Here is a 22,717-nt window from a genome sequence, read left to right on the forward strand (position 1 = left end):
CACCTTCGAAGGACGCATCACCCCGAACGGAAACTAACCGACGCCAAGGTCGGATCCACCGTTAATCTGACACTCCCCCCGATGTGAAACCTCGGCGCGATAGATGTCGGATCGCACGGATCGAATGCGGGTGATCGATCGATGCATGCTGATCGTAATCGCAGGTTTGGCCGTCGACATTGCGGCGCTGGCAGCATGGAAATGCTGCTCGACGATCATCTGTGGTCGGCCGGCGCAGGAGCGACTCGTCCGTGCGTCCCGCGGCGTGTACATGACAGTCACCAGATCGGAGTCTCGGAGGCGGGGAGGTATTTTGCCTTCGGGTTCGACCTCGACGATCACCGTCGAATGGCGTCGTGGATCGCTCCGATGGCACCACTCGGGTAATTCGCCGAGACCGTGGGGCTCGTGATCGAAGAACGGTTCGTCGGACCACACGTCGGCGCGGCAGATTTCGATCCCGACGGTAGGCCACGTCAGGCGGACGTTTTCTTCTGTTCGGAGGGCGAGGCGTCCTGCGTCCCACCATCCACAGTGGGCGGTGTGGAAGACAACCCGGGCATTCCCGAACGCGGACTCCTCCAATTGTGCTGACTGCATGTCGACGCTGCGAAGCAGTTCGGTACGCCGTTGGGGCGTGAGGTCCGAAAATGGATGGTCGACCTCGACAACAACCACGAATCCGGGATCTCCAACGGGTATGTCGTTGGGCCCGAGGCGTGTTTGTTCCATAGTTCTCCTCTATGTGGAGCGAAGGTGTTGCCGAGAAAGTCGGCGAGAGCGGAGTCCGGACTACCGGACTGGCTGCAACTCCATGGGTACACGAGGGCACCGACAGGTTTGTCGCAGATGCTTGTCGAGTCGACTGGACTTGGAGTCCCATCCTGACGGTGTGGGGAATGTGTTTGCCGCGACTATGCGCGTCGACGCTAACCACCCGATTCGGGCCGAGATTCTGGACGAGCGAGCATTGCTCGACAGCCAGCTAATTTAGCTGAGCTGCACGCTTTGACAATCGTCCGCGGTAGGTACCGAGCATCAAAAGGGCCGACCTTGGTTCTCGCTGCACCGGTGGCGAGAAACCCAGTAGAAGAGCCACCAGCCAGCAGGGGAGCACGACAACCTCGACGAGCCGACGCGGTTGGTACACCATGGACCGGGTGACCATTGAGGTACAGACCACTTGGAACGGGCACCGATACACCTGGACGCTGCAGCCGGACGGTTGGTGGGATCTGACGCACCGCACCAGTGCACCGACCGTCAAGCGCCGGCTGCGAGCGCGCGAGTTCGAGAAGGAACATTGCGAACTCGTCACGTACGACTGACCCTGCGAACATCTCCGCGCTGCGTTCGCGCGTCGGTCGGCTTCGCTACGATCTCGAGATCAAGCAATGATCGTCGTCCAGGAAGTGCTTCCCGTCATGAATGTGCCGCTAACCCGCCGCGATGTCCGAGAGCCCGTCCGACGCAGTGCACAGAAGTTGGGATTCGCCGACGCCAGCACTCGCAAAGGCACTGCGGATCAGACCTTTCACATCGACGGTAAGAGAGTGATCGGACGAGGAACAGTCTCTTCGAGACCCGTCGAGGTCGACACACTGCACGCCATACATCGTGACGTCTATCTACTCGATCGGATGAAGAACAAGGTCAGACTCCACACTGCGCACGGCGGGTACAGCACCGAGGCGCGACGGTTCGCGCGTGAGAACAATATTCGCCTCTACACACTCACCTCGAAGGGCGAGTTGCGGCGCCTCGGCCGTGCCCCGGTGATCGCGGGTCGCACGCTCGACCGTATCGGCGTCTATGCGGTCGGGGTGTTGCTCGGGCTCATAGCGTTGGGGTGGGCTCTCACGCACCTGGAGACTGTCGGAACGGTGTTTCTCGTTGTCATCGCGGTGGCGGTAGCCATCCCGGTGCTGTGGATTCTGGGGTGGATTTTTGACCTCACCGGACCCCGGATCCGGAAGTAGCACTGTGGCTCTCTGACGGTAGAAATGCATTCACGGCTCCCTCGCGGCAATTCGTACGTCTGAAGCAGAAATTGTGCGAAGCGAATTCGATTGCGGTCAGCGACCGTGGCTCGGCTCACTCACGTGACCATCCCCGCCCGGAAGGCAGCCAATGCCGCCTCGACTCGATTGCGCACACCGAGTTTCACAAATATCCCGGAGATATGGGTCTTCACCGTCGTCTCGCTGAGGTACAGCTCCGACGAAATATCCGCATTGGTCGAGCCAGTAGCCAAGATGCGCAGCACATCTCGTTCCCGCGGGCTCAGCACGTCCATCGACGCCGATGTCGATGCCGCAGGCAACACCGACGTCGCCACAATTTTCCGGAGCGAATCCTCACTGAACAACGTGTTGCCGGATGCCACTGCTCGAACCGACTGATGGAACGTCTCGGGTGCCTCGCTTTTGCTCAGGAAGCTGTGCGCCCCTGCCTCGATGGCCAGTACCACCAGATTGTCCACATCCATCGCCGTCATCGCAATGACCTTCGGTGGGTGGGCCAGCGTCATCAACTCTCGGGTGGAGTCCAGTCCGCAGACCCGGCGCATCTGAAGATCCATCAGCACCACGTGCGGCCGGTACGCCGCCACTGCAGCAGGCACCTGATCGCCGTCCTCCACGTCGGCCACCACCGAAATGTCCGGGGTCTTCGCGAAGATGTCCGACACACCACGTCGAACAAAGGGGTCGTCGTCGACGATCAGAACGGTGATTGCGGCTGGCGCTGTCATGGTTCGCTGAGCTTAGAACGCGACTCAGACACTGCCCGTCAGGAGTACCACGGCAACCAGCACGCCACCACGAATTCGCCCGGCTGCGCACCGGCCGCGAATGTACCGCCCACTCCGCGGACCTGTTCGGCCAGACCGGCCAACCCCGTGCCCGACCCATGCTCGAACGCCGGTTGCCCCATCAGCTGATTGCGCACGTCCACACGAACACCCGCCTGATCGGACCCGTGCACCGCCACCCGAATCGTCGAACCGCCAGCGTGCTTCTGCGCGTTGGTGAGCGATTCCTGCACTACCCGATACGCCACATGACTGCTCGCAGCGCCAATTTCACCTGGCGTCACGTCGAGCATCAGTGACGTGTGCAAGCCCGCGTCCAGCGCCGAGTGCACCAGGTCGGAGATGCCCTCGACGCTCTGCCGGCCACCGCTCGAGGCATCCGCCGATCCGCGCAGTACGCCGATGATGCGCTTGAGTTCATCGAGTGCATCGTGGGCGGTCTGCCGAATCAGCGACGCAGTTTGGGCTACCTTCTCGGGCCCATCGGCGCTGTTGACCTGCATTCCGCCTGCGAACAGCGAGATGCGACTGAGGCTGGCCGCGAGGGTGTCGTGCATGTCGCGGGCGATGCGGGCACGTTCCGCATTGAGCAGCATCTCCTCACGGAGCGCGTTGGACTCCACCGTCACTTTGTCTCGCGCGACCACAGCCTCCGTCAGGTCGGATCGCGTGCGGCGCAGTATTGCTCCGCCCACGACCAACCCGACGAGCACTGCCGCGACGACCCACGGAATCCACGCCGGGACGTCCCATTCCACCGGTATGGACCCATCCTCGGCCTTCGTCGAACCGATGGTCAGGACGGAGTAGTACCGACTGCGATGGGCGTCGTACGTCAACGACACCCCGCACGCGACGTACACAGCGACTGCGGCAATCACGAGCGGCTTGGTTCGCGCGAACGCACCGACAGCAAACAGAGCAATCAACGCTGCCGTCGCATCGGTGGCGAAGAACAGCGGCCCGGCCAACGCCAGTCCCAGAACGACCCATGGCCGTTCGTGTCGCCAGATCAAGGCGACGCCTGCGATCAGGTTGAGCGCGACGCCGAGGCCCAGGTTCCACCCCGGCGTCCCGGACGCACCCGCCAACCCGGCGGTCATCATCGAGCAGAACAGGCTGAAGGCCACCGCCGCCGTCGTCCAGGCTTTGCGGCGCAGGGTGCCTGTCCGATGGGTGCTCACGAGGAGAAGCGTACGGCCGAGCACCGACACGGCGAATCGTCCGAACGGCCCGCATGGCCCATCGGATGCGACCGAAAGGAGGAGGCATACCGACCGGTCAGCCGAGGCGCGGACAGGGCCGACTGCGGTGTGGTTGATGCATCGCCGAACGAGAGGAATTTCGACATGCCCAACCACAACCCGAACCCCCAGCAGCAGTACGCCCCGCCCGCTCCCGAGCAGAAGAAGAGTTGGTTTGCCCGACACAAGATCCTGACCGTCATCCTGGCTATCGTCGTGCTGGGTGTCCTCATTCGGCTCATCGGTGGTGGCTCGTCGGAGAGCCCGACAGCTCCCGCGCCGGCCGGTTCCCCGTCGTCGGAAGAAGCGGCTCCTGCGGCCCCGGCCGAGCCGACTCAGCCGGGCATCGGCGTCCCAGTGCGCGACGGAAAGTTCGAGTTCGTCGTCACCGCGGTCGCACCACCCGTCGCGACGGTCGGTTCGGAATACCTGACGCAGACCGCACAGGGCGAGTTCGTTCAGGTGACGATGACCGTGCGCAACATCGGCGATCGTGCGCAGAGCTTGGACGCTTCCTCGCAGAAGTTGCTCGACGCCGACGGCAAGCAGTACTCGGTCGACAGCCTCGCGACTGCCTACCTCGACGAGGGCATCGGCTACGAGCAGATCAACCCAGGCAATGCGCTGGATACAACCGTCGTGTTCGACGTCCCCGTGGGAACCGTGCCTGCGGAAATCGAGCTGCACGATTCGGCGTTCTCGGGCGGCACGACGGTCGCGCTGCGGTAGCCGCCACCGATCGCTCTCCGTTCTCTCTCAATCTAATTCATCCGACGCGGCTCAGGCTGCGTCCTACGGAAGGAAACAATGACCAACCCGAAACTCTCTCTTGTTGCTGCTCTGCTCGACCGGTCCGGCTCGATGCATTCCATCGCTGACGACACCCGCGGCGGGTTCGACTCGTTCGTCGCCAAGGAGCGTGAGGCCGCCGGTCGGACCGTGGTCACGCTCGCGCAGTTCGACGACCGGTACGAGCTGGTCTACGACAACGCGCACATCGAGGACGTCGCTCCGCTCGTGCTCGAGCCGCGGGGCAGCACCGCGTTGTACGACGCGATCGGCCGGTTCGTCAGCGAGGTCGGCGCAGGTCTGGCCGCGATGCCGGAGGACGAGCGTCCAGGTTCGGTGACGGTGCTCGTGATGACGGACGGTCACGAGAACGCGAGCCGGGAGTGGACGAAGTCTGCTGTGCGGGAGCTTATTCAGCGGCAGGAAGCCGTCTTCAACTGGGACTTCGTGTTTCTGGGATCGAACATCGATGCCGTCGAGGTGGGTGCCGATCTTGGTTTTCAGCGGGACAAGTCGATGACGTACGTCTCGACGTCCGTTGGTGTGACTGCAGCCTTCGATTCGGTGGCGGACTATCAGCACCGGAAGCGATCGGCTGGTGTCGATGCGTGTTCGGTGTCGGCTTTCACTCCAGCGGACCGGAGACGAGCGCGAGGGGAGTAGGAGCGGTCGGCGACGGACAGGTGCGTGGCCACTCGCTGCAGACTCTCGACTGCCATCCGAGTGGAACCGCGCACGGCGCTGCTGCGTCTAACAGGCAGCGGCTCGATAGGTCAACAGATTCTGGACGTTTGCTGGGGGAGGTTTTGATGGGATCTGAACCGTTGTCGGTGGTGTTGGGGGAATTACGTGGTTTGTGTCGGTCGACTTACCGTGTTGCCGATGAGCTTGCTCGCGCACTCAGTTCGGTACAACCTGATGTCGAACGTGTGGCCGATGGTTGGGTCGGTGCTTCCGGTAGTGCGTTCGATGCTCATTGGGAGGAGCTGTGTAGTCGTGCCCGGGTTGTGACACAGGAGCTCGCATCGATCGCAGTCGATCTCGAGCAAGCAGCTCGGGAGTATGTCGATGCAGATGATGTGATCGAACTGCGCGTATCGGTTCTCGACCTTGACTGAACCCGAAGCTGAGTTCGCCGTCCAGCTGGGCGATCTTGAAATTTTGGTCTTGCGGCTCGACGGGCTGATCGAGTCTGTTGATCGAAACGTGGCTGAGCTGTCCGCGCAGGCAGCGAGTGTGAGGTCGTGTTGGACCGGTGAGTCAGCTGACGCCTACACCGAACGACACCATGCTTGGCATACCGCAGTGAGTGAGTTGACCGACGCAATTTCCGATGTTCAGGCGCGCCTCAGAAACGCGCACCACCAGTATTCGGATGCCGTAGCAACCAACTTGAAAATGCTTGCGCGGGAATGAGCTTCTGTGGCTCCGAATAAAATTCATGTGGATCCCAACACCTACTACGCTGCCGCCAACGTGTGTTTCAGGGTGGCATCGGGCCTGTGCGACGCAGTGCGCTCCGCGGGGAGTGTGTTGGATCGGTGTGGCTCGATGGCAGGCGCCTATCCCGAAGGTGCCACCTGGGCCGGAAGATACGACGAGCATGTCAACGACTTCTATTTCGGTGCGAACGATTTGGTGGAAGCGCTCGAAAACTACGGCGACGTGTTGACCCAGGCGGGCTACAACTACGCCGTCGCGGAGTGGGCAGCCAGCCAGTCAAGTGGCCTGCCGACTATGCCTGAGCTACCGAACTACATCGAAACGGCCGTTCTCACACCAGCGCCGGCGGCAGGGGGAACCGGTGAAGGGCTGCTCGATGACGGTCTCGGGCTGGTCGGGGAGATAGGAATACCGATTCCAGACGGTGACACAGCCAAACTGGAGCTCGCCTTGGGGGCGTGGAACGTCCTCGCTACGGGCAGCGGATCGACTAATCTGCCAGATGATCTCGTTGCCGCGGCAGCGTTGTTCGCCGATACAACTGGCCCCGACGTCGAATTCATCGATGACGACTTGCGTGAGTTGGGCACAGCGGCATCCGACTTGATCGCGGCAGCAGCTGAACTGCGCGACGCGTGCGCCGAATACAAGGCGTCGTTAGTAGAACTGCGTGAGGATCTCGAGTCGATCCTCACTGAGCTTGCTAGAGAACTTGCGGTAACCGTAGCCGTGGCAGTCGCGGCCTCGTTCATCACCTTTGGGGCCGGGGCTATTGCTGGTGCCGGTGCGTCGACCAGAGCCATGATGAAATACGGCAAGATCGTCCGAGAGGCCATCGTCCTCTGGAAATCAGCCAAAGGTCTGCGTACCAGGCTTGAATTCGCTAAGGACCTCAAGCGGCTGCGTGCAACTCTAGGACGTATCAAGGATCTGGGAAGGCGGACGAAGCCTGCTCCGGTGGGACCGCCGCCGCATGTTCCTACCGGGTGGGTACGTTCCCCCGTGAGGAATGGAAAGGGCGAGATGTGGCAGAAGCCGGGATCCTCCGGAAATTCCGATTCAATGCGGATCATGGATCCGACCGCGCGGTACCCGAACGGGTATGTTCGCTGCTACAACGAACACGGTCAGCCCGTCAACCTGGACGGTAAACCGGGGCCCAACCCTGAAACTCATTTTCCCATCGAGCCGGACGGCTCATTTTCAGTCCCGAGAGGGTGGTAGCACGTGGACATTCCTCTGGTAGGTCAAGTGATCGCGTCTCTGGAGTTCGGGTTCTCCCTCGCGCTGCGTACGAATCATGACTACGAACTACGTATCGAATCGACTTTTCGGCTCGATGAGCCTGAGTCCGACGGGTTCCAAGGTGCGCCCGACGCATCGCTCTCCGAAAACACCGCTGTCAGGCGTCTCGAGGGCAGACAGGTCGTACGCGCGCACGCCTCCGACGACGGCGACCTGCGGATCGAGTTTGCCGACCACACAAGTCTGGTAGTTCCTTTCGACCCCGATTTCGAAGCATGGACCGTTGCGGCACCCCAAGGCTTCAAGGCGGTCAGTGTGGCCGGCGGCGGGCTCACAGTCTGGGACTGAAGGGAGCGGGACCGGCAAGGACAGTCTGGAAGCCATAGCCGGCCGGCCTGCCACGCGGATGACGAACCTACCTGGACTTGATCGGATCACCGACCGCCGTACTTTGAGGTGATGCGGGTTTCCAACCACTGCAGGGCGATGGTGGGTGGCAGTGCCATCACGAGAATCAAGACAACCGTGCCCATGATGTTCTCCATCCGCACCAGGCTGACGTTGCGGAGGAGTTCGTAGCCGATGCCACTGGACGACGAGAACATCTCGGCGAGAAGCAGTCCCAGGAACGCCAAACCGAAGGTCATGCGCATACCCGTCGCCAGTGCGGGCAAGACCGCGGGGATGACGATCTGACGTATCAACCTGGGCCAGCTCACCTGCAGTGACGCTGCCATCTTGAGGTGGATTCTCTGGACCGATGCCGTGGCCTCGACGGCGACGAGGAACATCGGGATGAAGGCGGCGTAGAAAGAGAATCCGAACCGGCTCAGTGCGCCGATGCCCAGGAACGACAGGAAGATCGGGTACAGGACGATCTTCGGGATGCTGTTGATCGAGTAAACGATTGGGGCGATGGTTCGGGTCCAGAACGGACTCAGTCCCAGCGTCAGACCCAGCAGGGAACCCACGACCGTGCTGGCCAGAAACGCGAGCACGAGGATGCGCAGCGAGTCGCCGACATTGGCGCGGAAGTCTGCCTTGCCCAGGTCCTCGACGAGCGAAGCCATGGCCTCGGCAGGCGTCGGGAAGATGAGACTGTCGACCAGAACGGCCGCGATCCACCAGATCAAGACTGCGAGGACCGCCACGACCACCGGAGGGAGGAACCGTCGAGCGTTGGTTCGGCCCGCGGACGAGACGGCTTTCGGGGGAGCGGTGGGGGCGGTGGCTACTCTGTCCAAGGTGCTGCTCATCAGCGGCGCCTCCAATCGAATCGGTTGAGCGCGAGCGAGATCAGCGAGGTCGAGAGCAGAGCGATCAGCGCCACGATGAGGATCCCGGCATACATGTCGGCGATGTCGAACCCGTCGTAGGCAATGGAGATGAAGTGTCCGAGCCCCTGCGTCGACAGGATGAACTCACTGGCCAACACGGAGATGACGGCGTACGAGAGCCCCAGCTTGAGTCCGGTCACGATGCTCGGCAACGCATACGGAAGCAGAACCGATCGGAAGTACTGCCACCGTGTGAGCATCAGTGTCTTGCCGAGCTTGGTGACGATCGGCGACACCGCATTGAAGCCGGTACGTGCGTTCAACGCCACCACACCGAAGGCGAAGATGGTGGACAGAATGGCGATCGGAGCCACACCGGCACCGAACAGCACCACCATGATGGGGTAGAGCGCAAACGTCGGGACGGCGTAGTAGACGTTCAGATAAGGCTGAAACGCCCTGTCCCACAATTCGTACCGCCACAGAACGTAGGCGGCGGCGACGCCGAGTACGGAACTGAGCACAAACGCCAGAACGATGATCCCGAGCGTCCGTCCCAGCTCGTCGATCAGGAAGTCAGGATCGGTCAGCAGACTCAGCGACGTCGAGATCATGTCGGTCACCGGAACGATGTCCAGCGGTGAGGCGAAGAACCGTGCGGAGATGTCGATGGCCACCAGTGCCGCGACGAGGATGAGCACGGTCCATCCCCATGCGGGGAGACCGAGTTGTCTGGAGGGGGCCGGCCGGATGTATCCGGGGACCACGGAGGCGCGTGTGCTCTCGCGCGTGGGGGCACTCATGGTTCGATGCTCATCGTCTTCTTGGCCTCGTCCCGCAGCCGCGACCAAATACGTTCGTGCAGAGCGATAGCCTCGGGACTGGCCAGTACGTCTTCGGACCGTGGATGCGGGAGGTCGATGTCCACCTCGTCGATGAATCGACCGGGCCGCGCACTCATCACCAGCACCCGATCGGACAGCAGTACCGCTTCCTGGATGCTGTGGGTGATGAACAGGACTCCACACGTGAGCTTTTCGACGATCTTGAGTAGCTCGTAAGACATGACCAACCGCGTCTGCTCGTCGAGTGCACCGAACGGTTCGTCCGCGAGAATGAGGTCGGGTTCCATGGACAGGCAGCGCGCGATGGCCACACGCTGGCGCATACCGCCGGACAACTGGGTGGGGTAGTGGTCGCCGAACTTGCTCAGCCCCACGGTGTTCAGCAACTCGTCGGCGCGGGACCGACGTTCTTTCTTCCCGACACCCCGGACTTCGAGAGCGAACGCGACGTTGTCGCGGACGGTCCGCCAGGGCAGCGTCGCCGATTCCTGGAAGATCACTGCCGTCTTGGACCGAGGGCCGGTCAGCGGTTGGCCGTCGACGTGCACGGTGCCGCCGTCGTGATCCTGTAGACCGGCGAACACCTCGAGCAGAGTGGACTTGCCGCAGCCACTGGGGCCGACGACTGAGACGAATTCGCCTCGGCCGATGGACAAGTCGATCTCGTGCAGGGCAGTCACATCACCGAAGCGTCGCGACACCGACGATGCGACGGCGATGGCGGAGGTGGTGTCGGGGCGGGGTCGAGTCGCTGCTTGGGTCACGTCGCTACCTTCTGGTGGTGGGAAATGCTGTCAGGAGTCGCAGTCGCCGGGAACATCGTTCTCGACTCCTTCGGCGAGGAACTCCGGGTCGAACAGAGTGCAGAAATTGGGTACGCGATCGCTCCCCGACGCTTCCACGCCGTCCTGGGCGGATTCGACGGACGCTGTATCGAAGCCGCCGCCCCACGTGCCGACCGAGGACGCGCGTTCGACCACTGCGGTGGCCGACTCGACGTCGAATCCCGTGTAGTTCGCGTAGATCTGGGCAGCGGCAACAGGATCGGCCTCGATCGACGCGACCGCCTCGGTGTAGCCGGCGTTGATGGCGCGCACGACCCCGGGGTTGCTCGCGGCGTAGTCCTTCGTCGTGGTGATCGTCGACTGCAGGAACCGTGACATGTAGTCGGGACTACTGACGATCAGCTTGAAGTCCTCGGGTCGCTGTTCGGCGACGATCGAGGGGACGAGGGCGATATCGACGTTGCCGGCTTCGAGAAGTGCGAAGCCCTCGCCGATTCCGCCGGAGGCAACCCGCTCGATCTGGCCGGCGTCGACGCCCGCGAGAGAGGGAATGAGGCGGGTCAGGGCGTCGGACGCCGAGTTGGGCCGGGTGTAGGCCCACCGGCGGACGTCCTCGATGGAATTGATGTTCGGGTTCGAGGCGAGCGCGTAGAAGTTCATCGGGTACGGCCCCTGCGTCCCACCGCCGACGATGCGCAGCTCGGAGCCGGCCGCGTCCGCCTGCACGATCGACGGGTAGCTGACTTCACCGATGGGGATGTTGCCGTCGAGCAGTGTGCGCATGGTCGCGCTGCCGCCCTTGCCCGGAACGATGTTCTCCACGATCACACCGTGCTTCTCGAACAGTCCCTGCTGCTGAGCGACAAGCCAAGGGATGCTGTAGATTTCGGCTGCTGCCGAGACGGTGACGTCGATCGTGACCGGGTTGGCGGGGTCCGCGTCGGGACCGGGATCTGATCCGCAGGCCACCAATGCGGCGGACAGTGTCAGAACTGCCATGATGGACGTGGCTCGGCGTAAATGCATCTGCGTCCTCGCTGGATGATCGGCGTCGCACGGATCGAAGTAGTCCGCGCATTGCCGAGGTCTGGAATGTCGGCTGCCACAACCTCAGGTGTGGTGAGACCTAAGTAACAGCTGCGATCTACCTAAACATAAGATATATAGACCGTCAAGGGGCGTGTATGTGCGTCTCGATGCGCAGATTCGGACAGTTTTGGTCGAAAACATCAGATGTATGACGGTGGCATTGACGCAATGGGCACCATGCATGCGATCGGTGCATGTCGAAAGTTCGGCCACGCTAGGCTCGAGCCGATCGTCAGCCGTCGTCGAGATACAGGGGGAGAAGTGGCCGAATCGGCATCGCTCAAGGGCACAGTCAAGAGCGTCCCCGCATATGCGGTCCTTGCGGGACATCTGCGCACCCGCATCCTGTCCGGCGAACTGCAGCCTGGTGAGCGCCTCCCTGGCGAAGCGGAGCTGACCGCAGAATTCGGCGTCGGGCGTAGCACCATTCGTGAAGCTCTCCGATCCCTGGCCAGCCAGAACCTGATCGAGACGACACGTGGCGTCACCGGGGGAAGCTTCGTCGCCGTCCCCAGCGTCGGGCACATCAGCGAGCATCTGGAAACCGGTGTCGCACTGATGGCTGCCGCGGAGACCGTCACTGTCGACCAGCTGATGGAAGTCCGCAACCTGATGGAGGTGCCGGCCGCCGGCATCGCTGCGTTCCGCCGCACCGACGAGCATCTCGAACAGCTCAACGCGTCGATCTTCGACCCCAACGAAGTGCAGGGGCCCGAAACCTTCGCCAAGAACCAGGAATTTCATCTGGTCTTGCTCCGCGCCGCGCACAACCCTTTGCTCGAGCTCATCACCGCGCCCGTGTTCCGTGTTCTGTCCGGACGATTCGGGCGTGATCACGCACCCGAGGGCTTTTGGCAATGCGTCGACAGTGACCACCGGGGTCTGCGCGACGTGGTGGCCGCCGGTGATTCGATGGCTGCGATGGACCTGATGCGCAAGCACCTCGACCACCTCGGGGACTCCTACCGTCAGATGGATCGCCTCCGCAACCCGTAAACATCTGCTCTTTACCGAGTCGGTCTGCCTGAAGTCCGTCGATTATCGGTTTCGCTGAACCCTTGACGCCGTAAACATCTGATGTTTATGGTCTAGGTAAGGCACTCGCCAAACCGACACGAGGAGACACGGTGGCAATCCATCCGGCCGTTCTGGGGCGCTTCTTCGACGACTACGCCGTGGGGGACGTCTACCAACATCCCTTCGGGCGGACGATCTCGGAGACCGACAACACGTGGATCACGCTGCTGTCGCTCAACACCAACCAGAACCACTTCAATGCGCACCTGGCGTCGCAGAACCCCATCACCGATGGGAAGGTCATCGTCAACTCCGGCTTCACAGTCTCTGTGGTACTGGGACTTTCGGTGATCGACATGAGTCAGAACGCAATCTCGAACCTGGCCTTCACCGACATCAAGATGTCCCATCCGGTGTACGCGGGCGACACCCTGTACGCGGAAAGCATCTGCACCGGACTGCGTAAGTCAGAGTCGCGCCCCTACGCCGGCATCGTCTCGATGATCACCCGCGGCCTCAATCAGGATGGCGTTGAGGTCATTTCGTGGAAGCGGTCGGTCATGGTCGCCACCCGAGACAGTGGCATCGGGCAGAACTACTTCCCCGAAGCGCAGAACGGCCCGCTCGAACTTCCCCAGATTAAGGATTCCGACGCATGAGGCCACTCGAAGACGTCCGCATCATCTCGCTCGAGCAGTACGGAGCGGGCCCGTTCGGCAGCCTGCATCTGGCCGACCTCGGCGCGGATGTCATCAAGATCGAGGACCCCAGTGTCGGCGGCGACGTCGGACGCTACGTCCCGCCCTACAACGAGGGCGAGGACTCGCTGTTCTTCGAGAGCTTCAACCGCAACAAACGCTCTCTCTCGCTGGATCTTTCGACGCCCAGTGGGCGAGCGGTGTTCGAGGACCTCGTCCGCACCAGCGACGCCGTCTACTCCAACCTCCGCGGCGACGTGCCGGAGAAGATCGGCATCACCTACGGCCAGCTCAAGCACCTCAATCCCGCGATCGTATGCTGCAGCCTCACCGGGTTCGGTATGACCGGCCCGCGCTCGAAAGAGCCCGGCTACGACTACATCCTGCAAGGCCTCGCCGGCTGGATGAGCGTCACCGGCGATCCCGACGGTCCGCCTACGAAATCCGGTCTGTCGCTGGTCGATTACTCCGGTGGCTTCGTCGCCGCCATTTCGTTGTTGTCGGGATTGCACGCTGCGCGACGCGACGGCATCGGCGGTGACTGCGACGTCTCGCTGTACGACACGGCGATGTCTCTGCTCACGTATCCCGCGACGTGGCATCTCAACGCAGGCTTCGAGCCGATCCGCACGAAGAACTCCGCTCACCCGTCCCTGGTTCCGTTCCAGGCGTTCGAGGCAACGGACGGCTGGCTCATCGTCGGCTGCGCGAAGGAGAAGTTCTGGGACCGGCTCGTCGTCGCCATCGACCGACCGGACCTCGGTGCCGATCCACGGTTCAGCAACTTCTCGCTGCGCGGCAAGCACCAGGACGTACTGTTGCCGATCCTGGAAGAGGTGTTCGCCACCAACACGGTCGAGCACTGGCTCTCGAAGCTCGGCCCTGCCGGGGTCCCGACCGGCCCGATCAACGACGTCGAGCACGCCCTGACCGAGCCGCACACGATCGCCCGCAATCTGGTGGTCGAGACCGAGCATCCGGTCTACAACACGGTGCGTCAAGTCGCGTCCCCGGTGAACTTCGGTTCTGAGGCCAAGCAGTACCGCCGTGCGCCGCAGCGCAACGAGCACTTCGACGACATCGTGCGCGACCAACTGGGCTACGACGACGAACGCGTCGCGAAACTGAAGGCGGAGGGCGCCTTCGGCACGGCGAAGGACGAGGTGCGGGCGTGACCTCGACGATCTTGGCGCAGTGGGCATCGAGTGTCACCGTCGCCGATCTGTCCGAGGACGTCCGGCACGCGGCCGCGCGTCACCTACTCGATGGCGTCGGCAATACCGTTGCGGCCCAACGCCTCGGCTACGGCCGACCGGGCTGGACGGTGGCCGACACATTGGGTGGGCCACCCGAAGCGCGGCCGCTCACCGGCACCCGAGGCCTGTCCGCGCCGGCCGCCGCCTTCGCGACCGGGGTGATGCTCCACTCTCTGGACTTCGACGACACGCATGCCGGTGCGCTGGTCCACGCGACAGCGGTGTCGTTGCCTGCGGCATTCGCCGTCGGGCAGCAGGTGTCGGCCTCGGGTGCCGATGTGCTGACCGCCGCCGCTCTGGGCCTCGAAACCGCCTGCCGTCTCGGCGAAGTGAGTCCCCATGGGTTCCATGCCCGGGGTGTACACGCAACCGCAGCGGTAGGACCGTTGACAGCCGCACTCGTCACCGGACACCTCTCGAAGTTCGACACCGAGACGATGGTCAACGCTCTGGGTATCGCCGGATCGTCTAGTTCGGGACTGCTCGAGTTCCTCGACACGGACGCGGACACCAAGGCACTGCATCCCGGATCGGCCAGCATGAACGGTGTGCTGGCTGCCCGGCTCGCGGCCGCCGGTGCCACCGGACCGTCCTCGGTTCTCGAAGGTCGACGCGGCATCTACGCGGCGCTGACCGATCGGCCGACGAACTTCGCGGCATTGACAGAAGGACTCGGCATGCGGTGGGAAGCCACCCGAATCGGCATCAAGCCGTACCCCAGTTGCCAGCTGATGCACGTCACGCTCGACGCAGTGTCGAAGGCGCTCGGGGACAGTGCGGTCCAGGCGAGCGACGTGGCCGACATCGAGGTGTTCGTTCACCCCGATTCGAGCCCGTTCGTGTGTGGCCCGAACACCGGGGTTGCGTCACCGCGCAGCACCTACGACGGCAAGTTCGATCTGCCCTGGAGCGTCGCCGCACTACTGCACGACGGAGCGATCACCGTCTCGACCTACACCGACGAATCCATCGCGAGGGAGGATGTTCTCGTCACCGCCCGCAAAGTGCGTGTGACCAACCTCCCGTCGGAGGTTCCCGCGGCGGCCGCGTCGGGCAGGGCGGTTCTCACGCTCACCGACGGACGAGTACTCGACGCCTCCGTCGGCGGCAGCCAAGGCTCGGCCGGGTTCCCGTTGAGCGACGACCGTCTGCTGGAGAAGTTTGTCGCCAACTGCGGCAACGATTCTCGTGCCGCCGAGCTCGCCGACCGCATCCTCGGACTGGTCGACGAACCCGACCTGGCCCCCATTCTCGATCTCGCCGCAGCCATCGCGCCGGCACCCTGACACTTCGATCGACGACACCCCAATCGACAGGACTTCATCATGGACTTCACGTACGACGAACAGCAGATGGCCTTCCGGAAAGCACTGCGCACCTTCGTCGACAAGGAAATCATCCCGGTCGCGAACGAGTGGGAGAAGACGGGCCGGTACCCCACCGAGATCGTCGAACACATGAAGGCCATGGGCCTGTTCGGGATCACGACGCCGGAGGAGTACGGCGGACTCGACCTCGACAAGGTCTCGTTCACCCTGGTGTACGAGGAGCTCGCCCGCGGATGGATGGGCGTTGCCGGAATTCTCGGCAGCCACAACCTCTCGTGCTGGATGATCGGCAAGCACGGCACCGAGGAGCAGAAGAAGACACTGCTGCCCAAGCTCGCGTCCGGTGAATGGCGTACGGGAGTCGGCCTGACCGAGCCCGGTGCCGGAACCGACCTGCAGGGCATCAAGACCACCGCCAATCGCGACGGCGACCACTACGTCGTCAACGGTGCGAAGACATGGATCACCAACGCCCGACACGCGAATGTGCTACCGGTACTGGTCAAGACCGATAGCACGACGACGCCGGCACACAAGGGCATGTCGCTGCTGTTGATCGACACCACGACCGACGGGTTCGAGGTCCAGCGCGACATGGGCAAGCTCGGCTACAAGGGCACCGAGTCGTGTGAGATCACGTTCACCGATGTGCGCGTTCCCGTCGACGCACTGCTCGGTGGTGTCGAGGGCCGTGGTCTGCAGCAGGCGCTGTCGGGGCTCGAGATCGGCCGTCTCAATATCGCCGGACGCAGTGTCGGCATCGCACAGGCTGCGTACGACGCTGCGCTCGAATACGCGAAGCAGCGCACCGCCTTCGGTCAGCCCATCGCCGAGTTCCAGGCGATTCAGCTCAAGATCGCCGACATCGCGACCCAGCTGCAGGCAGCACGGCTGATGACGTACTGGGCTGCATCGCAGGCAGATTCGGGCAAGCGCGTCGACATGGAAGCGGGCATGGCGAAGTACTTCGCCTCCGAGGCCGCCATCACCGCCAGCCTCGAAGCCATGCGTATCCACGGTGGCTACGGCTACTCAACAGAATTCGTCGTCGAGCGCCTCTACCGCGACGCCCCGCTGATGGCCATCGGCGAGGGCACCAACGACATCATGCGTACCGTCATCGCCAAATCCCTCGTCGCGGGTACGGGAGTCATTGGATGAGGTCCGCTCTGACGTACCTCTACGTTCCAGGGGACGTGCCGGAGCGCTTCGACAAAGCACTGGCATCGGGCACTGACGCGGTGGTGTTGGATCTCGAAGACGCCGTCACTGCGGCCAACAAGGATCATGCCCGTGCAACGGTGGCCGAGTGGGTCGCGTCCTGCGATCCGGGTGACGTGCAGATCTGGGTGCGCGTGAACCCAGGGCCGTTGCAGGAGGACGATATTCGTGCGGTGCTGCATCCGAACCTGACCGGTATCTGGCTGCCGAAGGTCTCGTCTGCCGGCGAGATCGAGCAGGCTGGCATCCTTCTGGGTGGCAGCAGCGCGGTGGTCTCGCCCCTCATCGAGACGGCCGCAGGGGTGTTCGCTGCTCTCGAGATCGCCCGTGCGCCTCGGGTCAAGTTTCTTCAGATCGGTGAGGTGGATCTCGCCGCCGATCTGGGCGTCGACGGCTCTGCGGAAGCGCTGTCGTTCGCTCGGGCGCAGGTGGTGGCAGCCAGCGTGGCGGCGGGTATCGATCCACCGCCTGCGGCAGTGTCACGGAACTTCCGAGATGCCGACGCGTTCGAGGCCGATACGCGCACTCTGGCCGGTCTAGGTTTTGTCGGCCGCGCATGTATTCATCCGGCTCAACTCGCGCCGGTGCGAACGGTGTTCGTGCCGTCGGAGACGGAAGTCCGCGAGGCCAAAGAACTGTTGGCCGACTTGGAACGTGCAACCTCGGGCGTGGCCGTCGACAGCAAGGGATTCCTGATCGACGAAGCTGTGGCCCGAACCGCTCGTCGAGTGGTCGCCAGAGCTGCTGCGCGGGAGTCGATCAGCACCTGACGTCAGCCGAAGGCAATGCGAAGCCCGACGCTCGCTGTGGCCCCACCGGCGCTGAGGATGAAGTTGTGCCGACCTTCGTCGCGGAACACCATCTGCATCGGCAGGAACCAGAATCGATTCTCGCCGGTGAAGCCGGCACCGGGGATCTGCAGGCCACGCTGATTCACGATGTGTTCGCCGTGTGCGTCGAGCACTTCGAGAGTCGCGGGAAAGTCCTTACCGATGTCATCGGGTCCCGTCTGCAGCAGTGCGACCAGTCGGCATTCGAGCATGCGGGACTGGCGGGGAACCGTGCAGGTATCCCAGACGCCGCCGAGGATGTCGAGCATGTCGTTTGAGGCTCGCGCATACTCGGCGAAGAACAATCCGGTGATGATCATCGGTTGAGGCCATCCGTTTCGTAGTATCGAAGTGACTTCATGGCGTCCAGGACGGTCGGTCGCAAGGGTGCCGGCACCTCGTATATCCCGTCGCAGATTAGCCACCCGTCGGCGATGAATTGGTCCAGTAGGCCGCGGAGCATCAACGCAATGATGTGTTCGTACAGATCCCCGGAGTGGGCCGAACCGACCTCCGGGAGCCGCTTCCGTGGAGTGCCCGTCATCGCGGCGAGAACTATCTGTCCGGCAACGACATCGGGGGCTTGCGACTGGCGGCGCGGGTCCTCGCTGTGGAAGTACCGGCGGACGACGTGCGAGAGAGCCGTCCGGTGGGCGGCCAGCGAGCCGGGAAGTGAGTGGGCGAACTCGTCGGCCCAGGGGCCGCGTATCGCCGTAGTGGATGTCAACTCGATCAATCCGGCCGCCGTCGCCGCATCCCACAATGTCATCAAGTCGCGGATGTCGCGCATGGATCGTGAATTCCGCGCTCGCGCGTCCAGATCCACCCCGACGGCCTCCGCCAGCTCGCTGACCGACCCGGGCCGGGGAACACCCGTGCCGGTGATCGGTCGTGACGTACCGAGCCAGTCGAGGAGCGAACGAAGCTGCGCTATCGGCTTCGATGCGGTCAGCGCTGCAAATTCGTCCTCGGCGGTCGGTGGTGTGAGCTCGATATCGTGGGGCGTTAGTCCTTCGACCGGGGACTCGACTGTCGGCTCGATGTCGTCGGCGAATTCCGTGTCGGTGGTACGGGATCCCCGGCGACCGAACAGTGGAATCACGCGAGCGAGGTTGCTGTCTGTTCGGTCGGAGGGCACGAGCACAGCATAGGAAAAATGTGGGACCGACGACGGAACGAGCCGAACCGCAGGTCGTCTTCTGGACACGTTTGCGATGGTCGCGATGGACGGCAACTCCATCCCCGCTCTCGACGGTTGGACGCCACGCGATGCCGCGGCAGATCCGGCTCGTCGCGATGATCTGATTCGTCTCCTCGATTCTTTTCCGGGCGAGGAACGACCTGGTGCGATGAGAGTGCGTCGACTGCGTACATGCTGGATGTGTGGGGAACACATTTACGCTGCTCGCCTGAGGTCAACGAAGCACCAGCTCACCTGCGTCCGATCCAATGGAACCGATGCGCCGGTAGCTGCGTCCAACATCAAGGACGGGTTCCAGGGACGGAGTGCTGTGAGCAAGATGCGATTGCTGATCGGGAGTGCGGTCGGACTGATGCTGGTGGCAACCGGATGCGGAGGGGCGACCGAAGACATTCCCCTTGCGGGCCCGTCGACGACATCGGCGACGGCAACCGCGCCGGCCAATGGTGCGTGGGATCCGTGCACCATCCCAGACGCTGCCATCGAAGATGCGGGCTTGGCGGTCGAGACGAAGTCCCCGAACTTGGTAGGGGATCTACCGATTTCGGAAGACTGGATGACTTGTTTTTGGACGAATCCACTGCCGACGCCGTGGTATCGCGTCGGTATCTTCTCGTCTACTGAAAGTCTCGACTACCTGCGTGAACGGGGACCGTTCGAGAATTTCGAGCCCATCGAGGGACTCGACGGCATGCGCTTCCAGCGGGCCATCAAGTACGACGAGGTCAACTGCGGTGTCGCTTTCGGCCACCCGGGTGGCGTCGTGTACCTGAATCTCGACGGGTTGGTGATGACACCACCTCTTGACGATCCGTGTGTCGAGGTCGAACGGTTGGCGCGTTCAATCCGGCCGTCCTTGCCGTCTGAAGGTAGGTGAAGGCAACCGATGGGTTTAAAAACGAACGAGCTTGCATCAACGATGCAGCAGTGGCAGTCACTGTCGATGCAGGCAGAGTCCGGGCAGCTCGAGATTCCCGAAGGCGTGGCGTTCCGGTGTGACGAGGTGTGCGCTGCCTACATCAGACACTTGAAGGATATGGTGGTGAAAACGCAAAACTTGGTCGACGTAGAGGCATTCGGTACCTTGGATTCGGCCAGGCAGCTCGGCGAGAAGTTCGAGAGGATTGCCTTCAGTGGTGATCGATCGCTGCACGTCGTGCTGATGCAACATATCGAGGTCATCGAGCTGATGCGGTCGGTGTTCAAGCGCTATTTCGATGAGGCCGAGTATGCCGATCAGCGGACATTGAAGTCCATCGGGGAGATCGCGGAGGGTCTGGGCGAGTGACTTTCACATCCAGGTGTGATCGGTGCCGCTGTGCGTCTACGTAGGTACTGCGCTGCTTGTCGAATCGGTAATCGAGCTGAAGGCTTGATTGCGGCTGAAATACATTGAGCCCCAGTAAGGCCGAGCGTAGCGCACGGACAGCATGGTTCTACTGGAGGTCTCGCTGCTTTGGTCGGACTCCTTTTTCGGGGCGCAGTCGTTGACTGGGCTCTGAGCCGGGGACTCTTGAAGTGCGAAATGGGTTGAGCTGCTCAGCCGAACGCAATGATTGTCCAAGCCGTAACCCTCGGCTATTGTCGAAGAAGGTTCAAGAGTGACAGCCGTAGGTACCTGGCCGGCTGTCCGGCAACCCCGTCTCCATCGACAGGGTGCCCCAGGGGAAGAACCGGCGCGTCCCGCAATCGCAGGCGCGCAAGTCGATGGAGGGTTGCACCTCCAGAATGAGGTGAACAATGTCCGGTAGCGACGAACTCCAAGCAGCACAGGCGAAGTGGGAACCCATTCCGCACGAACGCCGTCGTACCTGGTGCCAGACGCTCCTGAGTTACCCGCCGATCTGGTACGGCGTGTTTCCGATGCTCGAGACTCGGAGGTTGGTACTCGAAGGCGGTTACGCAAATGCCGAAGCCTGGATCGACCTCGCGAAACGTGCTGAAGCAGTGGGATTCACGCCTCGGACGTGGCTGATCTTTCGGCAGAGTCTCGAACCCGCGTACCTGAAGGATCGGTTCCCGTCCCATCCCGAGAACATGCCCAAGCGGCGTGGGAACGGTGGTGTCGAGACGGTGGTCGTCGACCCCGAGGATTTCTCCGAGTGGCCATGGTTGTTCGAGGCGGGGTACCGCGCGGGCGAGGCGACCTTGCAGACGCTGTCTCGCTGACGCCGTCCACCAGGCCCTCGACGGGTCGGCTTGTCAGTGGAACCGCGGAGATCGCTGCTGCGTCTGACAGTCAGGAGCGGCAATGACTGTCGCCCGATTCCGGAAGGGTGGACGCGTGTGGAGCTTCCTCTCGTACGGCACACGATTGTGTCCATGGAATTCGGGTTCTCCCTCACGTTGCGTACAGATCGTGATTGCGAAATTCGCATCGAGTCGAATTTTCGAGTCACTGAGCCTGGGACCGTGGTGTTCCGAGGTCTGCCGCACACGCTGCTATCCGAAGACAGCACTGTCCAGCGTCTTATCGGCAGACTGGTCGCGTACGCGTGTGCATCCGATGATGGCGGCTTGCTAATGGAGTTCGCCGACCGTGCAAGCTTGGTAGTTCCCTTCGCCCCTGATTTCGAAGCGTGGACCGTTGCAGCGCCGGAGGGCTTCAAAGCAGTCAGTGTGGCGGGCGGCGGGCTTGCGGTGTGGGACTGAAACAACTATCTGGCGACTGCTACCGGACCAGAGAACAGCCCGAGACTACGGAACCGGCGCGACCCCTGCTGCGTCTGATGCTGTGGGGCCGCGTCCGCAACGCCATTGGTGATGGTGCTGTGCAGTTGCCGGCAAGGGGTCGGCAATCGGCAAACTGGCGACAGGGGCGTGGGATGCGATTTTCTGATGTGCGGGCCAGTGAAGTGCGGCGCTGGGTGGCATCGCCGGGGTCGATGATCGCTCGAAGCGTGATCTTCGGGGTTGCGGCGCTGATTGCTCTGTACTTGTGCGTGGTGAGTGTCGTGGAGGGAATGATCGCCTCTGCGCTGTCGACATTCGGATTTTCTGTGTTCTGCACCGGCACAATGGCTTTCGCGTGGACCAACGTCCCGTCGATCACGACAGGCTCTGACGTCCGCCGTTGGGTGCAGGGCTCGACTGTGCGCTACAACCCGCTGGGCTTGAGGTTGCTCGCCGTTATAGTCAGCTCTCTGTCGATCTGCGTGATCGCGATGGACTTCACCTCGGGTGGGGTGGGATGGGTTCTTGCGGCAATGGGATTGTCCATGGCCTCATTTCTGATTCCAATCCTGTTGCGCAGCATTCGCAACGGCTACCTCGAGCTTTCGGACGACGGGATTCGCCACCGCGGCTGGGCATTCGACATCCAGGTACCGTGGGTGGATATCCGAGACCCGCTGTGGTTGTGGAGTCGTACCCGTTGGTCCTGGTGAGGGTCGACGAAATGGCGAAGATGAACCGGCGCTTCACAACCTTGCTCTGGAGAATCGAAATCATGCCGAAAGGTAAGTACATCGAACTCGACTGCAGACGCTTCGATGTCCACCCGGTGGCGCTGGAACAGTGGATTCGGTTCTATATCGACAACCCAGACGCCCGAGTCGAACTCGGAACCGATGCAGCAGCAGAGAGACTGACGGGCGTGGGTGTGCAGCGCGCCTGACCAGACTGTGCGACGTCATCA

At 62.6% G+C, this 22,717-nt stretch carries 28 protein-coding genes, 1 pseudogene and 1 riboswitch; of the genes and pseudogenes, 21 read left to right on the plus strand and 8 right to left on the minus strand.

Features of this window, described 5'->3' with window-relative positions; all coding sequences use genetic code 11:
* Positions 1–1,160: 1,160 nt before the first annotated feature.
* Positions 1,161–1,328 carry a hypothetical protein gene (locus tag R3P93_RS21795; RefSeq protein ID WP_317534060.1) on the plus strand — a complete coding sequence of 56 codons (168 nt, stop codon included), beginning with the start codon at positions 1,161–1,163 and terminating at the stop codon, positions 1,326–1,328.
* Positions 1,329–1,424: 96 nt separating this feature from the next.
* Positions 1,425–1,979 (plus strand): hypothetical protein, encoded by a 555-nt coding sequence (locus tag R3P93_RS21800; RefSeq protein ID WP_317534061.1) that lies wholly within the window; start codon positions 1,425–1,427, stop codon positions 1,977–1,979.
* Positions 1,980–2,098: 119 nt separating this feature from the next.
* Here R3P93_RS21800 and R3P93_RS21805 read toward each other — a convergent pair whose 3' ends face one another.
* Both R3P93_RS21805 and R3P93_RS21810 read right to left on the minus strand, forming a co-directional pair.
* On the minus strand, positions 2,099–2,752 hold the full coding sequence (locus tag R3P93_RS21805; protein ID WP_317534062.1) for a response regulator transcription factor: 654 nt from the start codon (positions 2,750–2,752) through the stop codon (positions 2,099–2,101).
* Positions 2,753–2,790: 38 nt separating this feature from the next.
* Positions 2,791–4,026 carry a sensor histidine kinase gene (locus R3P93_RS21810; RefSeq protein ID WP_394855345.1) on the minus strand — a complete coding sequence of 412 codons (1,236 nt, stop codon included), beginning with the start codon at positions 4,024–4,026 and terminating at the stop codon, positions 2,791–2,793.
* A gap of 135 nt (positions 4,027–4,161) precedes the next feature.
* On the opposite strand from R3P93_RS21810, the gene R3P93_RS21815 reads away from it, so the two are divergent.
* The 6 genes from R3P93_RS21815 to R3P93_RS21840 all read left to right on the plus strand — a co-directional run bounded on the left by R3P93_RS21815 (position 4,162) and on the right by R3P93_RS21840 (position 7,881).
* Entirely contained in the window at positions 4,162–4,785 is a 624-nt protein-coding gene (locus tag R3P93_RS21815) for a DUF4352 domain-containing protein (protein WP_317534064.1), read from the plus strand.
* 78 nt (positions 4,786–4,863) lie between these two features.
* The gene (locus tag R3P93_RS21820; protein ID WP_317534065.1) at positions 4,864–5,508 is read left to right on the plus strand and encodes a vWA domain-containing protein; all 645 of its coding nucleotides are present in this window, start codon (positions 4,864–4,866) and stop codon (positions 5,506–5,508) included.
* 146 nt (positions 5,509–5,654) lie between these two features.
* Positions 5,655–5,963: a WXG100 family type VII secretion target gene (locus R3P93_RS21825; protein WP_317534066.1), complete on the plus strand. Its 309-nt coding sequence runs from the start codon at positions 5,655–5,657 to the stop codon at positions 5,961–5,963.
* Positions 5,956–6,261, plus strand: a complete 306-nt coding sequence (locus R3P93_RS21830) for a WXG100 family type VII secretion target (protein ID WP_317534067.1) — start codon at positions 5,956–5,958, stop codon at positions 6,259–6,261. Before R3P93_RS21825 ends, R3P93_RS21830 begins: the two co-directional genes overlap by 8 nt.
* Positions 6,262–6,396: 135 nt before the next feature.
* Positions 6,397–7,512, plus strand: a complete 1,116-nt coding sequence (locus R3P93_RS21835) for a hypothetical protein (RefSeq protein WP_317534068.1) — start codon at positions 6,397–6,399, stop codon at positions 7,510–7,512.
* A gap of 3 nt (positions 7,513–7,515) precedes the next feature.
* Positions 7,516–7,881, plus strand: a complete 366-nt coding sequence (locus R3P93_RS21840; RefSeq protein ID WP_317534069.1) for a DUF6188 family protein — start codon at positions 7,516–7,518, stop codon at positions 7,879–7,881.
* 86 nt (positions 7,882–7,967) lie between these two features.
* On the opposite strand, the gene R3P93_RS21845 is transcribed toward R3P93_RS21840, so the two are convergent.
* From R3P93_RS21845 to R3P93_RS21860, 4 genes are read right to left on the minus strand one after another with little or no spacing between them, the layout of a single operon-like run.
* On the minus strand, positions 7,968–8,789 hold the full coding sequence (locus tag R3P93_RS21845) for an ABC transporter permease (protein ID WP_317534070.1): 822 nt from the start codon (positions 8,787–8,789) through the stop codon (positions 7,968–7,970).
* Positions 8,789–9,613 carry an ABC transporter permease gene (locus tag R3P93_RS21850; RefSeq protein WP_243595433.1) on the minus strand — a complete coding sequence of 275 codons (825 nt, stop codon included), beginning with the start codon at positions 9,611–9,613 and terminating at the stop codon, positions 8,789–8,791. The genes R3P93_RS21845 and R3P93_RS21850 overlap by 1 nt, the downstream gene beginning before the upstream one ends.
* Complete coding sequence (locus tag R3P93_RS21855) at positions 9,610–10,419, minus strand: ABC transporter ATP-binding protein (RefSeq protein WP_317534071.1); 810 nt, start codon at positions 10,417–10,419, stop codon at positions 9,610–9,612. Before R3P93_RS21855 ends, R3P93_RS21850 begins: the two co-directional genes overlap by 4 nt.
* 30 nt (positions 10,420–10,449) lie before the next feature.
* Positions 10,450–11,439, minus strand: a complete 990-nt coding sequence (locus R3P93_RS21860) for an ABC transporter substrate-binding protein (RefSeq protein ID WP_317534072.1) — start codon at positions 11,437–11,439, stop codon at positions 10,450–10,452.
* Positions 11,440–11,790: 351 nt separating this feature from the next.
* Here R3P93_RS21860 and R3P93_RS21865 point away from each other — a divergent pair, with 351 nt between their 5' ends.
* From R3P93_RS21865 to R3P93_RS21890, 6 genes are all read left to right on the plus strand, one after another.
* Positions 11,791–12,525 carry a FadR/GntR family transcriptional regulator gene (locus tag R3P93_RS21865; RefSeq protein ID WP_317534073.1) on the plus strand — a complete coding sequence of 245 codons (735 nt, stop codon included), beginning with the start codon at positions 11,791–11,793 and terminating at the stop codon, positions 12,523–12,525.
* Between the two features lie 131 nt (positions 12,526–12,656).
* The gene (locus R3P93_RS21870; RefSeq protein WP_032379726.1) at positions 12,657–13,205 is read left to right on the plus strand and encodes a MaoC family dehydratase; all 549 of its coding nucleotides are present in this window, start codon (positions 12,657–12,659) and stop codon (positions 13,203–13,205) included.
* Complete coding sequence (locus R3P93_RS21875; RefSeq protein ID WP_317534074.1) at positions 13,202–14,419, plus strand: CaiB/BaiF CoA transferase family protein; 1,218 nt, start codon at positions 13,202–13,204, stop codon at positions 14,417–14,419. Before R3P93_RS21870 ends, R3P93_RS21875 begins: the two co-directional genes overlap by 4 nt.
* Entirely contained in the window at positions 14,416–15,786 is a 1,371-nt protein-coding gene (locus R3P93_RS21880) for an MmgE/PrpD family protein (RefSeq protein WP_317534075.1), read from the plus strand. The genes R3P93_RS21875 and R3P93_RS21880 overlap by 4 nt, the downstream gene beginning before the upstream one ends.
* Positions 15,787–15,825: 39 nt before the next feature.
* Entirely contained in the window at positions 15,826–16,989 is a 1,164-nt protein-coding gene (locus R3P93_RS21885) for an acyl-CoA dehydrogenase family protein (protein ID WP_317534076.1), read from the plus strand.
* The gene (locus tag R3P93_RS21890) at positions 16,986–17,819 is read left to right on the plus strand and encodes an HpcH/HpaI aldolase/citrate lyase family protein (protein WP_317534077.1); all 834 of its coding nucleotides are present in this window, start codon (positions 16,986–16,988) and stop codon (positions 17,817–17,819) included. The genes R3P93_RS21885 and R3P93_RS21890 overlap by 4 nt, the downstream gene beginning before the upstream one ends.
* A gap of 2 nt (positions 17,820–17,821) precedes the next feature.
* Here R3P93_RS21890 and R3P93_RS21895 read toward each other — a convergent pair whose 3' ends face one another.
* Entirely contained in the window at positions 17,822–18,199 is a 378-nt protein-coding gene (locus R3P93_RS21895; RefSeq protein ID WP_149407822.1) for a DUF6941 family protein, read from the minus strand.
* Positions 18,196–19,017 (minus strand): hypothetical protein, encoded by an 822-nt coding sequence (locus R3P93_RS21900; protein WP_317534078.1) that lies wholly within the window; start codon positions 19,015–19,017, stop codon positions 18,196–18,198. Before R3P93_RS21900 ends, R3P93_RS21895 begins: the two co-directional genes overlap by 4 nt.
* A 100-nt stretch (positions 19,018–19,117) precedes the next feature.
* Between R3P93_RS21900 and R3P93_RS21905 the strand changes: the two are divergent.
* The 7 genes and pseudogenes from R3P93_RS21905 to R3P93_RS21935 all read left to right on the plus strand — a co-directional run.
* Positions 19,118–19,252, plus strand: a pseudogene (locus R3P93_RS21905) (hypothetical protein); the annotation flags it as partial.
* A 180-nt stretch (positions 19,253–19,432) separates the two neighbouring features.
* Positions 19,433–19,957 carry a DUF3558 family protein gene (locus R3P93_RS21910; RefSeq protein ID WP_317534124.1) on the plus strand — a complete coding sequence of 175 codons (525 nt, stop codon included), beginning with the start codon at positions 19,433–19,435 and terminating at the stop codon, positions 19,955–19,957.
* Between the two features lie 42 nt (positions 19,958–19,999).
* Positions 20,000–20,368, plus strand: a complete 369-nt coding sequence (locus tag R3P93_RS21915; RefSeq protein WP_317534079.1) for a hypothetical protein — start codon at positions 20,000–20,002, stop codon at positions 20,366–20,368.
* A gap of 305 nt (positions 20,369–20,673) precedes the next feature.
* Positions 20,674–20,792, plus strand: a riboswitch (SAM riboswitch).
* A gap of 28 nt (positions 20,793–20,820) precedes the next feature.
* Positions 20,821–21,249, plus strand: coding sequence for a mandelate racemase/muconate lactonizing protein (locus R3P93_RS21920; protein ID WP_317534080.1), 429 nt, complete (start codon positions 20,821–20,823; stop codon positions 21,247–21,249).
* A 153-nt stretch (positions 21,250–21,402) separates the two neighbouring features.
* Positions 21,403–21,732 (plus strand): DUF6188 family protein, encoded by a 330-nt coding sequence (locus tag R3P93_RS21925; protein ID WP_317534081.1) that lies wholly within the window; start codon positions 21,403–21,405, stop codon positions 21,730–21,732.
* Positions 21,723–22,466: a hypothetical protein gene (locus tag R3P93_RS21930; RefSeq protein WP_317534082.1), complete on the plus strand. Its 744-nt coding sequence runs from the start codon at positions 21,723–21,725 to the stop codon at positions 22,464–22,466. The genes R3P93_RS21925 and R3P93_RS21930 overlap by 10 nt, the downstream gene beginning before the upstream one ends.
* Positions 22,467–22,477: 11 nt before the next feature.
* Complete coding sequence (locus R3P93_RS21935; RefSeq protein ID WP_317534083.1) at positions 22,478–22,696, plus strand: hypothetical protein; 219 nt, start codon at positions 22,478–22,480, stop codon at positions 22,694–22,696.
* Positions 22,697–22,717 lie beyond the last annotated feature (21 nt).

The sequence above is a fragment of the Rhodococcus cerastii genome, from assembly GCF_033042195.1.
Classification (GTDB): Bacteria; Actinomycetota; Actinomycetes; order Mycobacteriales; family Mycobacteriaceae; genus Rhodococcoides.

What these genes read in the sequence shown, in the direction of transcription:
- R3P93_RS21850 (WP_243595433.1), bottom strand. Translation starts at nt 9,613, where the DNA reads ATGAGTGCCCCCACGCGCGAGAGCACACGCGCCTCCGTGGTCCCCGGA.
- R3P93_RS21820 (WP_317534065.1), top strand. Translation starts at nt 4,864, where the DNA reads ATGACCAACCCGAAACTCTCTCTTGTTGCTGCTCTGCTCGACCGGTCC.
- R3P93_RS21805 (WP_317534062.1), bottom strand. Translation starts at nt 2,752, where the DNA reads ATGACAGCGCCAGCCGCAATCACCGTTCTGATCGTCGACGACGACCCC.
- R3P93_RS21925 (WP_317534081.1), top strand. Translation starts at nt 21,403, where the DNA reads ATGGAATTCGGGTTCTCCCTCACGTTGCGTACAGATCGTGATTGCGAA.
- R3P93_RS21875 (WP_317534074.1), top strand. Translation starts at nt 13,202, where the DNA reads ATGAGGCCACTCGAAGACGTCCGCATCATCTCGCTCGAGCAGTACGGA.
- R3P93_RS21800 (WP_317534061.1), top strand. Translation starts at nt 1,425, where the DNA reads ATGAATGTGCCGCTAACCCGCCGCGATGTCCGAGAGCCCGTCCGACGC.
- R3P93_RS21825 (WP_317534066.1), top strand. Translation starts at nt 5,655, where the DNA reads ATGGGATCTGAACCGTTGTCGGTGGTGTTGGGGGAATTACGTGGTTTG.
- R3P93_RS21915 (WP_317534079.1), top strand. Translation starts at nt 20,000, where the DNA reads ATGCAGCAGTGGCAGTCACTGTCGATGCAGGCAGAGTCCGGGCAGCTC.
- R3P93_RS21845 (WP_317534070.1), bottom strand. Translation starts at nt 8,789, where the DNA reads ATGAGCAGCACCTTGGACAGAGTAGCCACCGCCCCCACCGCTCCCCCG.
- R3P93_RS21895 (WP_149407822.1), bottom strand. Translation starts at nt 18,199, where the DNA reads ATGATCATCACCGGATTGTTCTTCGCCGAGTATGCGCGAGCCTCAAAC.
- R3P93_RS21885 (WP_317534076.1), top strand. Translation starts at nt 15,826, where the DNA reads ATGGACTTCACGTACGACGAACAGCAGATGGCCTTCCGGAAAGCACTG.
- R3P93_RS21835 (WP_317534068.1), top strand. Translation starts at nt 6,397, where the DNA reads ATGGCAGGCGCCTATCCCGAAGGTGCCACCTGGGCCGGAAGATACGAC.
- R3P93_RS21860 (WP_317534072.1), bottom strand. Translation starts at nt 11,439, where the DNA reads ATGGCAGTTCTGACACTGTCCGCCGCATTGGTGGCCTGCGGATCAGAT.
- R3P93_RS21935 (WP_317534083.1), top strand. Translation starts at nt 22,478, where the DNA reads ATGGCGAAGATGAACCGGCGCTTCACAACCTTGCTCTGGAGAATCGAA.
- R3P93_RS21910 (WP_317534124.1), top strand. Translation starts at nt 19,433, where the DNA reads ATGCTGGTGGCAACCGGATGCGGAGGGGCGACCGAAGACATTCCCCTT.
- R3P93_RS21815 (WP_317534064.1), top strand. Translation starts at nt 4,162, where the DNA reads ATGCCCAACCACAACCCGAACCCCCAGCAGCAGTACGCCCCGCCCGCT.
- R3P93_RS21890 (WP_317534077.1), top strand. Translation starts at nt 16,986, where the DNA reads ATGAGGTCCGCTCTGACGTACCTCTACGTTCCAGGGGACGTGCCGGAG.
- R3P93_RS21920 (WP_317534080.1), top strand. Translation starts at nt 20,821, where the DNA reads ATGTCCGGTAGCGACGAACTCCAAGCAGCACAGGCGAAGTGGGAACCC.